The sequence below is a fragment of the Cupriavidus phytohabitans genome, from assembly GCF_000426345.1.
In the GTDB taxonomy this organism is placed as follows: Bacteria; Pseudomonadota; Gammaproteobacteria; order Burkholderiales; family Burkholderiaceae; genus Cupriavidus.
The window spans coordinates 36614-48974 of record NZ_AUFE01000040.1; the positions used below are offsets into that span (position 1 = coordinate 36614).

Annotated in this window: 9 protein-coding genes; all 9 read left to right on the forward strand. The window is 67.1% G+C overall.

The window, feature by feature from the left end; genetic code table 11:
• Window positions 1–36 precede the first annotated feature (36 nt).
• The 9 genes from K309_RS0123680 (at window position 37) to K309_RS0123720 (ending at window position 12058) form a co-directional block, all read left to right on the forward strand.
• Window positions 37–801, forward strand: coding sequence for an ABC transporter ATP-binding protein (locus K309_RS0123680; RefSeq protein WP_029048720.1), 765 nt, complete (start codon window positions 37–39; stop codon window positions 799–801).
• Entirely contained in the window at window positions 794–1534 is a 741-nt protein-coding gene (locus K309_RS0123685) for a branched-chain amino acid ABC transporter ATP-binding protein (RefSeq protein ID WP_029048721.1), read from the forward strand. Before K309_RS0123680 ends, K309_RS0123685 begins: the two co-directional genes overlap by 8 nt.
• A 100-nt stretch (window positions 1535–1634) precedes the next feature.
• On the forward strand, window positions 1635–2660 hold the full coding sequence (locus tag K309_RS0123690) for a branched-chain amino acid ABC transporter permease (protein ID WP_029048722.1): 1026 nt from the start codon (window positions 1635–1637) through the stop codon (window positions 2658–2660).
• Between the two features lie 16 nt (window positions 2661–2676).
• Window positions 2677–3753 carry a branched-chain amino acid ABC transporter permease gene (locus tag K309_RS0123695; RefSeq protein WP_029048723.1) on the forward strand — a complete coding sequence of 359 codons (1077 nt, stop codon included), beginning with the start codon at window positions 2677–2679 and terminating at the stop codon, window positions 3751–3753.
• Window positions 3754–3768: 15 nt separating this feature from the next.
• The gene (locus tag K309_RS0123700) at window positions 3769–5313 is read left to right on the forward strand and encodes an acyl-CoA synthetase (protein WP_029048724.1); all 1545 of its coding nucleotides are present in this window, start codon (window positions 3769–3771) and stop codon (window positions 5311–5313) included.
• Between the two features lie 138 nt (window positions 5314–5451).
• The gene (locus K309_RS0123705) at window positions 5452–7602 is read left to right on the forward strand and encodes a D-(-)-3-hydroxybutyrate oligomer hydrolase (RefSeq protein WP_029048725.1); all 2151 of its coding nucleotides are present in this window, start codon (window positions 5452–5454) and stop codon (window positions 7600–7602) included.
• On the forward strand, window positions 7602–8480 hold the full coding sequence (locus tag K309_RS0123710; RefSeq protein WP_029048726.1) for a MaoC/PaaZ C-terminal domain-containing protein: 879 nt from the start codon (window positions 7602–7604) through the stop codon (window positions 8478–8480). The genes K309_RS0123705 and K309_RS0123710 overlap by 1 nt, the downstream gene beginning before the upstream one ends.
• 196 nt (window positions 8481–8676) lie before the next feature.
• Window positions 8677–11265: an ATP-dependent chaperone ClpB gene (gene clpB, locus K309_RS0123715; RefSeq protein ID WP_029048727.1), complete on the forward strand. Its 2589-nt coding sequence runs from the start codon at window positions 8677–8679 to the stop codon at window positions 11263–11265.
• Between the two features lie 253 nt (window positions 11266–11518).
• The gene (locus K309_RS0123720) at window positions 11519–12058 is read left to right on the forward strand and encodes a ferritin-like domain-containing protein (RefSeq protein WP_029048728.1); all 540 of its coding nucleotides are present in this window, start codon (window positions 11519–11521) and stop codon (window positions 12056–12058) included.
• Window positions 12059–12361 lie beyond the last annotated feature (303 nt).

Consider the following 12361-nt stretch of genomic DNA (forward strand, 5'->3'; position numbering starts at 1 on the left):
CAGCGCGGCAAGGCAGCGGCGGCCGGCGCCCGGCCACTGCTCGAGACGCGCGAGCTGACCATCCGCTTCGGCGGCCATGTCGCGGTCAATGCGGTGTCGTGCGCGTTCCGGCCGGGCGAGCTGACCTGCATCGTCGGCCCGAACGGCGCTGGCAAGACCACGTACTTCAACCTGGTCTCGGGGCAGTTGCCGTCCACTGCCGGGCAGATCCTGCTCGACGGCGAGGACGTGACCCGCCTGCCGGTGTCGCAGAGGACCCGGCGCGGCATTGGCCGGGCCTTCCAGCTGACCAGCCTGTTCCCGCAACTCAGCGTGCTGGAGAACGTGCGGCTGGCAGTGCAGGCGCGGCAGCAGCGCGGCATCGACCTGTTCTCGATGTGGACCAGCCACCGCGACGTGCGCGCGCAGGCGCTGGCAATCCTGGAGCGCGTTGCGCTGGCGGGCAAGCAGCACCTGACGGTGGCGTCGCTGCCGCATGGCGACCAGCGCAAGCTGGAGGTCGGCATCCTGCTGGCGCTGCAGCCGCGCGTGTTCATGTTCGACGAACCGACCGCGGGCATGAGCGTGGACGAGGTGCCGGTGATCCTGGACCTGATCCGCGAGATCCGCCAGGACCGCAGCAAGACCGTGCTGCTGGTCGAGCACAAGATGGACGTGGTGCGCTCGCTGGCCGACCGGATCATCGTGCTGCACAACGGCACGCTCGTGGCCGACGGCGATCCGGCCGAGGTGATTGCGTCGCCCGTGGTGCAACAGGCATACCTCGGCATGGCAGAGGAGGAGGGGGGCAACCATGGCTGACGCGCAACTCGCCACGCCGATCCTGCGGCTGCAGGGCGTGCAGACCCATATCGGCCCGTATCACATCCTGCACGGCGTCAGCTTCGACGTGCCGCGCGGCGGCGTGACCATGCTGCTGGGACGCAACGGTGCCGGGAAGACCACCACGCTGCGCACCATCATGGGCTTGTGGCAGGCGAGCGCGGGCATGGTGACCTTCGACGGCACGGACATCACGCGCCACAGCACGCCGTCGATCGCGCAGGCCGGCATCGCCTACGTGCCGGAGAACATGAGCGTGTTCTCGGACCTCACCGTGGCCGAGAACATGCGCCTGGCCGCGCGCAGCGGGGCCATCGACGAGCGGCGGCTGGACTGGGTGTTTCGCATGTTCCCGGCGCTGAAGACCTTCTGGCACCAGCGTGCCGGCGTGCTGTCGGGCGGGCAGAAACAGATGCTGTCGGTGGCGCGCGCGATCATCGAGCCGCGCAAGCTGCTGATCGTCGACGAGCCCACCAAGGGGCTGGCACCCGCGATCATCCAGAACATGATCCACGTATTCCGCGAGCTGAAGCAGACCGAAGTATCGATCCTGCTGGTGGAGCAGAACTTCAACATGGCGAAGTCGGTGGGAGATACGGTGGCGGTGATGGATGATGGACGCACCGTGCATGCGGGGACGATGGCGGCGCTGGCGGGCGATGAGGGGCTGCAGCAGCAATTGCTGGGGCTGTCGCTGGCGGCGCACCAGTAGCCAGGACGCTTCGACGAGACCGATTGTTTGCTCCCTCTCCCGCAAGCGGGAGAGGGAGCACACCGAACGCGGAGAGTCAGCCGCGGCAGGACGGAGACCCATGACAACTTCAACGACCTTACCCACCGCACCGCCGGCGGCCCTGCCCAGGGTCCGGCTCGACTGGACCCCGCTGGCCCTGGCGCCGCTGCTGATGCTGCTGGCCTTCCCGCTGGTCGGCAGTCCTTCCACCTGGCTCACGCTGACCATCGCCGGGCTGGCGATGGGGATGATCATCTTCGTGGTGTCCTCCGGCCTGACGCTGGTCTTCGGCCTGATGGACGTGCTCAACTTCGGCCACGGCGCCTTCATCGCGCTGGGAGCCTACGTGGCGGCATCGGTGCTGCTGCCGATGGCCGGCTGGGTGGAGGCGGACAGCCTCGCGCAGAACCTGGCGGTCTTCGCGCTGGCGATCGCCGCCGCCATGGTCGCGGCCGGCGCGGTAGGCCTCTTCTTCGAGCGCGTGGTGGTGCGCCCGGTCTACGGCCAGCACCTGAAGCAGATCCTGATCACAATGGGCGGCATGATCGTCGCCGAGCAGCTGATCAAGGCGATCTGGGGCCCGGAAACCATCGCGCTGCAGGTGCCCACCACCTTCCGCGGCGCGGTGCTGCTTGGGGATGCCGCGATCGAGAAGTACCGGCTGATCGCGATGGTGCTCGGGCTGGTGATCTTCATCGCGATGCTGCTGCTGCTCAACCGCACCCGCATCGGCCTGCTGATCCGCGCCGGCGTGGAGAACCGCGAGATGGTCGAGGCGCTCGGCTACCGCATCCGCCGGCTGTTCATCGGCGTGTTCGTGGCTGGCGCCGGCCTGGCCGGGCTGGGCGGCGTGCTGTGGGGCCTGTACCAGCAGAACATCACCGCGGCGATCGGGGCGCAGGTCAATGTGCTGATCTTTATCGTCATCATCATCGGCGGGCTGGGCTCGACCACGGGCTGCTTCGTCGGCGCGTTGCTGGTCGGCCTGATGGCGAACTACACCGGCTTCCTGTTCCCGAAGGTTGCGCTGTTCTCCAACATCCTGCTGATGATGCTGATCCTGCTGTGGCGCCCGCAAGGGCTGTTCCCGGTGGCACGGCGCTGATCGGAGCGACACGACCATGATCCGACTTCTCTCCGGCGACCTGCCACGCAGCCGCGTGCTGACCGTAATCCTGCTGCTGATCCTGTTGGCGCTGGCCTGCGCGCCGTTCGCCTTCCCCGGCGCGCGGGCGCTGAACATGGCGGCCAAGATCTGCATCTTCGTGGTGCTGGTAGCCAGCTATGACCTGCTGCTCGGCTACACCGGCATCGTCTCGTTCGCGCATACGATGTTCTTTGGCATCGGCGGCTATGGCGTGGCCATTGCCATGTCGCGGATGGAGCCGGGCTGGGGCGCGCTCGCCGTGGGCGCCGTGGGCGCGCTGGCGGTCTCGGCGCTGCTGGCTTTCCTGATCGGCCTGTTCTCGCTGCGCGTGCGCGCGATCTTCTTCGCGATGATCACGCTGGCGGTGGCGACTGCCTTCGCCACGCTGGTTTCGCAGTTGTCGGAATGGACCGGCGGCGAGGACGGGCTGACCTTCAAGGTGCCCGAGGTGCTGCGCCCGAGCTTCTCGATCGGCGAGGCCGAACTGCTGGGCGTGCCCCTGACCGGCAAGCTGCTGAGCTATTACGTGGTGTTCGCCGGCGCGCTGGTGTTGTTCCTGGCGCTGCTGCGCATCGTCAACTCACCCTTCGGCCGCGTGCTGCAGGCGATCCGCGAGAACGACTTCCGTGCCGAGGCCATTGGCTACCGCACTGTGGTTTACCGCACAGTGTCGACGGTATTGTCTGCGATGTTCGCCACGCTGGCCGGGGTGCTGATGGCGGTGTGGCTGCGCTATAACGGTCCTGATACGTCGCTGTCGTTCGAAATCATGGTCGACATCCTGCTGATCGTGGTGATCGGCGGCATGGGCACCCTCTACGGCGCGGTGATCGGCACGGTGCTGTTCCTGGTGGCGCAGACCTACCTGCAGGACGTGATGAAACTGGCCAGCGACGCCACCGCGGCGCTGCCGCTGCTGTCGTCGCTGCTGCATCCGGACCGCTGGCTGCTGTGGCTGGGGCTGCTGTTCATCCTCAGCGTCTACTATTTCCCGCAGGGCGTGGTGGGGCGGCTGCGCGGCAATCGTGCCGTGCAGGACGTGGCAACCTGAACGGAGGCCCGCGCAATGTACGTGATCGACTGGCTGCACAAGAACGCACAGCACACTCCCGACAAGGTCGCGCTGGTAGACGTGGAAAGCGGGCGCCGGGTGACCTATCGCCAGTTCGACGAACGCGCCAGCCGCTTCGCCGAATACCTGGCGGAAGGCCTGCAACTGGCACCAGGCACGCGCATCGCCGTGCTGGCGCACAACAGCTCCGACTATTTCGAGATGCTGTACGGCTGCGCCAAGGCCGGCATGGTGATGGTGTGTCTGAACTGGCGCCTGCCCGCTGCGGAGCTGTTGCCGATCCTGCAGGACTGCACGCCCGAGGTGCTGGTAGCCGGCGACGGCTTCCTGGCCGTGGCCGCCGAACTGGCGCGCACCGTGCCGCTGCGCGCGGTCCTGCATCTTGCCGACGACGAGGCGGCCGATGTGCCAGGTGGCTGGACCGAATACGAAGCGGTGCTCGATGCCGCTTCGGGCCGCATCATCGAGATGCCGTGCCGCGACGAGTCCGAGGTCTGGCACCTGCTGTACACCTCCGGCACCACCGGCAAGCCCAAGGGCGTGATCCAGACCTATGGCATGGTGTTCTTCAACGCCGTCAACGCCATGCTGGCCAACAAGATCACGCGCGACGACGTATTCCTGAACGTGCTGCCGTTCTTCCATACCGGCGGCCTGAACCTGTATGCCAACCCGGTGCTGCACGCCGGCGGCACGGTGCACATCATGCGGCAGTTCGAGCCGCAGGTCGTGCTGGACCGGCTCGACAGCAAATCGGGCGAGGGCATCACCATGTTTTTCGCGGTGCCGGCGGTCTACCTGTTCCTGAGCCAGCACGCGGGCTTCGCGCAGGCGGACTTCTGCGGCGTGCGCAACATGTCGGCGGGCGGCTCGCCGGTGCCGCGGCCGCTGCTGGAAGCCTACCTGGCCAAGGGCGTCACCATCTGCTTCGGCTTCGGCATGACCGAAACCGGTCCTACGGTCTTTGTCTGCGACGAAGACACCGCGCGCCGCAAGATCGGCACCATCGGCAAGCCGGTGGGGTCGATGCTGACGCGCATCGTCGACCCGCGGGGCCATGACGTCGCACCCGGCGAGCGCGGCGAACTGCTGATCAAGGGACCGGGTGTCACACCCGGCTACTGGAACCTGCCGGAAGCGACCGCCAACGCGATCCGCGACGGCTGGCTGCATTCCGGCGACATCGCCTGGCGCGACGATGAGGGCGACTACTACATCGTCGACCGCGCCAAGGACATGTATATCTCCGGCGGCGAGAACGTCTATCCCGCCGAGGTCGAGAACGTGTTGTTCCAGCTGCCGGGCGTGGCTGAGGCCGCCGTGATCGGCACGCCGGACGAACGCTGGGGCGAGACCGGCATGGCGCTGTTGGTGCTGCGCGCTGGCGCCACGCTCGATGCAGAGCAGGTCATCGCCCATTGCAAGGCGCAGCTCGCCGGCTACAAGGTGCCGCGCCACGTGCGCTTTGTCGACGCCTTGCCGCGCACGCCATCGGGCAAGGTGGAAAAGCACAGGCTGCGCGCCAGGTTTGCCGGCTGAGGCGCCACGTTTTGCCATAAGCATTTCCCGCAGTTCCCCCGCAGTTCCGCAGTCCGCAGTCCGCAGTCCGCAGTCTCCGCTGTTCTCCATTGACGTTCGTCGCTACCGCCCCGACACGGGCGACAGAAGGAGGGTGACATGCATTCCAGGCAGTTTCCGCCGCAGCAAGAAAGCCGCCTGCGCCGCACGGCGTTCGCCATCGCAGCCGCGATGCTGGCCGCCGCCTGCGGCTCGGGCGATGACAACAATGGCAGCGGCAGCAACCCCAACACCAAGCCTGCATATATCGGCACGGTCACCATCAACAGCTACAACGGCAGCAGCGACGACCTGCTGACCGCGGGGCTGGGCAAGGACGGACTCGCCAGCGCCACCGCGCCCGTGCCGACCAATGCCACCGCGCCGACCGCGGCGGAACTGCGCCGCTATGCGATCTACGCCAACTACCGCGCCATCGTGGATACGACCGCGGCTGGCGGCTATGGCTCGCTGTATGGCCCCAACGTGGACGCTCAGGGCAATGTCACCGGCTCTGAAGGCAAGATCGCCGGCGTGGAATACCTGGCGTTCTCGGACGACGGCACAGGCCAGCAGAACGTGACCATGCTGGTGCAGATCCCGGCCGGCTTCGACACCGCCAGGCCGTGCTTGATCACCGCGACGTCTTCGGGCTCGCGCGGCGTGTACGGCGCCATTGCCACCGGCGAATGGGGGCTGAAGCGCGGCTGCGCGGTCGCCTATACCGACAAGGGCACTGGTGCCGCGCCGCACGACCTGGATACCGATACCGTGCCGCTGATAGACGGCACCCGCGCCACGCGCGCCGCCGCCGGCAAGAATGCGCAGTTCGCCGCGCCCGCCGGCGCCACGTCGCTGGCGGACTTCACCGCCGCCAGCCCGCACCGGCTCGCGTTCAAGCACGCGCATTCGCAGCGCAATCCGGAGAAGGACTGGGGCAAGTTCACGCTGCAGGCGGTCGAGTTCGCGATCTGGGCGATCAACGACCGCTTCGGCGCCGTGTCCGCCAATGGCACGCGCCAGCGCAGCATGGACAAGGACAAGATCCTGGTGATTGCGTCGAGCGTGTCAAACGGCGGCGGCGCCGCGGTGGCCGCGGCCGAGCAGGATGCCGATGGGTTGATCGACGGCGTCGCCGTGGGCGAGCCCAACCTCAACATGCCGCCGGACACGGGCGTCGTGGTGCGGCGCGGCGGCGTGCAGGTCCTGTCCTCGGGCCGCACGCTGTATGACTACACCAGCACGGCCAACCTGCTCCAGCACTGCGCCGCGCGCACCACCGCGCTGACGCAGTCCCCCTTCTACGACAACCCGACCATGGCGCCATTCTTCGCCGCGCGATGCACCACGCTCGCGGAAAAGGGGCTGGTCACCGGCGCCAACACCAGCGAGCAGAGCGCCAGCGCGCTGCAGGTCCTGCATGAAGCGGGCTGGGAGTCCGAATCCGATGACCTGCACCCGTCGCTGGCCGCATTCGACACGGCTGCCGCGATTACCGTGACCTATGCCAACGCCTACGCGCAGGCGAGCGTGACCGACAAGCTTTGCGGCTACAGCTTCGCCAATACGCTGACCGATCTGAAGCCGGCCGCGATTGCCCCCGCGGCGCTGGCATCGATGTTCGCCACGGGCAACGGCATCCCGCCGCAGCCGCCGTCGGTGCAGCTGATCAACGACCTCGACCCGACGCACGGACCGTACCTGAACCTGGTTTCGGTGTCGGCATCGAACGGCCGCACCGACCTCAACTACGATGGCGCCGATTGCCTGCGCAAGCTGCTGGCCGGCAGCGACGCCGCGGCGCGCGCACTGCAGGCGGGCCAGGCGCTGACGCTGCGCAACGGCAACCTGCGCGGCAAGCCGGCGGTGATCGTGCATGGCCGCAGCGACGGTTTGCTGCCGGTGAACCATACCTCGCGCCCGTACCTGGGGCTGAACCGGCAGAAGGAGGGCGTGACCAGCAAGCTGTCGTACATCGAAGTGGAGAATGCCCAGCATTTCGATGCCTTCATCGGGCTGGTGCCGGGCTACAGCAACCGCTACGTGCCGCTCCATGTCTACCTGAACCGCGCGCTCGACGCCGTCTACGACAACCTGACCACCGGCAAGGCGCTGCCGCCATCGCAGGTGGTGCGCACCACGCCGCGCGGCGGCACCTTCAACACGCCGGCGCCCACGCTGCTGCCGTCCAATGTCCCGCCGATCGCCGCCACGCCCGCACCGGGCAATGCGATTTCCGTCAACGCTTCGACCGTAGAGGTGCCCAACTGATGACCGACGCCATGCCGCGCGTGCTGACGCAACGCGACTTCGACCGCTTCGCCGCGCTGTCGCGCGACGACAACCCGATCCACTGCGATCCGGCCTTTGCCCGCGGCACGCACTTCGGTGCCACGGTGGCGCACGGCATGTTCCTGTTTTCGCTGCTGTGCGCCCATACCTGGCGGGAGCTTGCCGCGCCCGCGCTGCCGGTGGCGCAGACGCTGATGTTCCCGACGCCGGCCTTCGCCGGCGACGCGGTGGCGTTTGCCCTGGTCCCGCAGCCACAGCCACAGGCGGGGCTGGCGGCTTTCGGCACCACCGTCAGCGCTGGCCTTCCCGGTGCGGCGCCGCGCGTCGCGGCCACAGGCGAATCGTCGTGGCTGGCCGACGCGGCACCGGGCCGGCTGCCATCGTGGCCGGGCGAGCAGCCGGAGCCCGGGGGCGATCCGGCGCTGTACGGCCTGCGCCCCGGGCAGTCGGCTAGCGCCATGCGCGCCTTCACAGCGGCCGATATCGGCGAGTACGTCGCCCTGACCGGCGATTCCAACCCGTACCACGCCGACGCCGCCTTCGCCCGCGCGCGCGGGTTCGGCGAGGCGGTGGTGCCGTTGCCGCTGCTGGCCGGCATGTTCTCGGACCTGCTCGGCACCCGCTTGCCGGGGCGCGGCACCGGCTGGATGAAGCAATCGCTGCGTCTGGCCTCGGCGGCGCGGCTGGATGAGGCGCTGACGGCGCAGGTGCGCATCGTCCGGCTGCGCGCCGGCAAGGACCTGGTCAACCTGGCGAGCGTGGTCACCGGCGAGGATGGCCGCGTGGTCGTGCAGGGCGAGTCGCTGGTGCTGGTGCGTAACCTGGCGGACAAGGGAAGCGAGAGCCGGGCGGCATAGCGAGGCGCGTCACAAGGTCCGCCGCGTATCGTTTGCTTCACTCGATAACGTGCGGCGGCGGTCCTTGAAATGTCGCGACAAAGCCTTATCTTTCGGATATCCAGTGTCCGGCAGGGCATCCAGGCAACCCGGCGGGTGAAGCCCGGAGCCAGCGCCCCCCGCATCAGGACACGACCTATCCGAGAGAGGGAATCCTATGCGTCTTGACAAGCTGACCACCCGGTTCCAGGAAGCGCTGGCTGAAGCGCAAAGCCTGGCCCTGGCCAACGACAACCAATATATCGACCCGCAGCATGTGCTGCGCGCGCTGCTGTCGCAGGACGACGGCGCTGCCCGCGCGCTGCTCGCACGCGCCGGCGTCAACGTGCAGGGCCTGCAGACGGCGCTGGACGCCGCCATCAAGCGCCTGCCGCAGGTGCAGGGCACCAACGAGGTCCAGATCGGCCGCGACCTGGTCAACCTGCTCAATGCCACCGAGAAAGAAGCGCTCAAGCGCGGCGACCAGTTCATCGCCAGCGAGCTGTTCCTGCTTGCCGTGTCCGACGACAAAGGTGACGCCGGGCGCATCGCGCGCGAGAACGGCCTGAACCGCAAGTCGCTGGAATCGGCCATCCAGGCCGTGCGCGGCGGCGAATCGGTCAACAGCGCCGAAGCCGAGGGCCAGCGCGAGGCGCTGAAGAAATACACCATCGACCTGACCGAGCGTGCCCGCATCGGCAAGCTCGATCCCGTCATCGGCCGCGACGACGAGATCCGCCGCGCGATCCAGATCCTGCAGCGCCGCACCAAGAACAACCCGGTGCTGATCGGCGAACCCGGCGTGGGCAAGACCGCGATCGTGGAAGGGCTGGCGCAGCGCATCGTCAACGGCGAAGTGCCGGAAAGCCTGAAGAACAAGCGCGTGCTGGTGCTCGACATGGCCGGCCTGCTGGCCGGCGCCAAGTACCGCGGCGAGTTCGAGGAACGCCTGAAGGCCGTGCTGAACGACGTCGCCAAGGACGAGGGCCAGACCATCGTCTTCATCGACGAGATCCACACCATGGTCGGCGCGGGCAAGGCCGAGGGCGCGATCGACGCGGGCAACATGCTCAAGCCGGCGCTGGCGCGCGGCGAGCTGCACTGCATCGGCGCGACCACGCTGGACGAATACCGCAAGTACATCGAGAAGGACGCCGCGCTCGAGCGCCGCTTCCAGAAGGTGCTGGTCGACGAGCCCACGGTGGAAGCCACCATCGCCATCCTGCGCGGCCTGCAGGAGAAGTATGAGCTGCACCACGGCGTCGAGATCACCGACCCGGCCATCGTCGCCGCGGCGGAGCTGTCGCACCGCTATATCACTGACCGCTTCCTGCCCGACAAGGCCATCGACCTGATCGACGAGGCGGCCGCGCGCATCAAGATGGAAATCGACTCCAAGCCGGAGGCGATGGACAAGCTCGAGCGCCGCACCATCCAGCTCAAGATCGAGCGCGAAGCGGTCAAGAAGGAGACCGACGAAGCCTCGCTCAAGCGCCTCGACCTGATCGAGCAGGAAATCGCGCGCCTGGAGAAAGAGTACGCCGACCTGGACGAGATCTGGAAGGCCGAGAAGGGCGCCGCGCAGGGCACGGCCGCGCTGAAGGAAGAGATCGAGAAGGTCAAGCTGGAGATCGCGAAGCTGCAGCGCGAAGGCAAGCTCGACAAGGTGGCCGAACTGCAGTACGGCAAGCTGCCGGGCCTGGAAGGCAAGCTCAAGGCCGCGACCGACGCCGAGGCCAGCGAGCAGAAGCAGCCCAACAAGCTGCTGCGCACGCAAGTGGGTGCCGAGGAAATCGCGGAAGTGGTGAGCCGCGCGACCGGCATCCCGGTGTCGAAGATGATGCAGGGCGAGCGCGAGAAGCTGCTGAAGATGGAAGAGCGCCTGCATGCGCGCGTGGTGGGCCAGGACGAGGCCGTGCGGCTGGTGTCCGACGCCATCCGCCGTTCGCGTGCCGGGCTGGCGGACGAGAACAAGCCCTATGGCTCGTTCCTGTTCCTGGGTCCGACCGGTGTCGGCAAGACCGAGCTGTGCAAGGCGCTGGCCGAGTTCATGTTCGATTCCGAAGAGCACCTGATCCGCATCGACATGAGCGAATTCATGGAGAAGCACAGCGTCAGCCGACTGATCGGCGCGCCGCCGGGATACGTGGGCTATGAGGAAGGCGGCTACCTGACCGAGGCCGTGCGCCGCAAGCCGTATAGCGTGGTGCTGCTCGACGAAGTCGAGAAGGCCCACCCGGACGTCTTCAACGTGCTGCTGCAGGTGCTGGACGACGGCCGCCTGACCGATGGCCAGGGCCGCACGGTGGACTTCAAGAACACGGTGATCGTGATGACGTCCAACCTGGGTTCGCAGATCATCCAGTCGATGGCCGGCGAGCCGCAGGAAGCGATCAAGGGCGCGGTCTGGCAGGAAGTGCGCACGCATTTCCGGCCGGAATTCCTGAACCGGATCGATGAAGTCGTGGTGTTCCACGCGCTCGACCAGAAGAACATCGAGTCGATCGCGCGCATCCAGCTGCAGCGCCTGCAGGTTCGCCTGGCCCGCATGGACATGACGCTGGAGGTCAGCGACCACGCGCTGGAGAAGATCGCCAGCGCGGGCTACGACCCGGTGTTCGGGGCGCGGCCGCTCAAGCGGGCGATCCAGCAGCAGATCGAGAACCCGGTGGCGCGCGCCATCCTGGAAGGCAAGTTCGCGGCGAAGGATGTGGTGCCGGTGGACTATGTGGATGGCGAGTTCACGTTCGGGCGGGCCGTCCACTAACATCTGAGGCAGCCCGGATGCCGACAACCCCCTGCGTGTTGCGCGCAGGGGGTTTTTTTCGTCTGTACAGCGGCTGGCGCGTGTAACGCGGATCGGGCGCGTGAAAATTTTGCATACGCGAGGGATCGGCGGCTTGCTGGCGCCCGTGCGATGCGGCCGAACACCGAGTGGCACACTTTTCGCGTTGCAAAAGGGTTGAGTTTCCTTCTGACGCGCTGCGACGCCATGCAGCCATCCCTACAGGAGCCAATCCATGACCGACAAGTCCTTCCTCACAGACGTCAAGACCCTGCGCGAGCGCGCCCGCAAGCACATCGACGAGGGGGCCGTGACCGCGGGCTATACGGCGGACCGCGAGGCGGTGCTGAAGTTGCTCAACGATGCGCTGGCCACCGAGATCGTCTGCGTGCTGCGCTATCGCCGCCACTACTTCATGGCCCAGGGCCCGAACTCGAAGAGTGTCGCCGAAGAATTCCTGGCCCACTCCAATGAAGAGCAGGGCCATGCCGACCAGATCGCCGAGCGCATCGTCCAGCTTGGCGGCGAGCCCGACTTCGCGCCGGACGGCCTGACCAGCCGTTCGCATGCCGAGTATGTCCCGGGCAACAACCTGACCGAGATGATCAAGGAAGACCTGGTGGCCGAGCGCATCGCCATCGACAGCTATCGCGAGATCATCAGGTTCCTGGGCGAGCGTGACCCGACCTCGCGCCGCATGATGGAAGAGATCCTGGCGGTGGAAGAAGAACACGCCGACGAGATGGCGGACCTGTTGGCGCGCCAGGGCGGCTGAGGCTCCGCGCGGAGATTCGCTGCGGGTTGTCCCGGACTTGACCGCGATCAAATCAGACCCCGCGGCGACCCGATACCATTCACTTGTCATGGAGATGCGGGGGCGCTCTTCATGACTTGTCTACCCGTTTCCGGAATGGAAACTTCGCCCGCACCGGTTTGCCGGTGCGGGCGTTTTCTTTTGTGCGTGCCGGTTGCGCCACACCGTGCCACACCGTGCCATGCCGCGCTACCTGGAGCCCCGTCGTCCCCATATGACGGCATGCCGATATTTCCGTCCGATCTTATGCAAAAAACAGTAAAG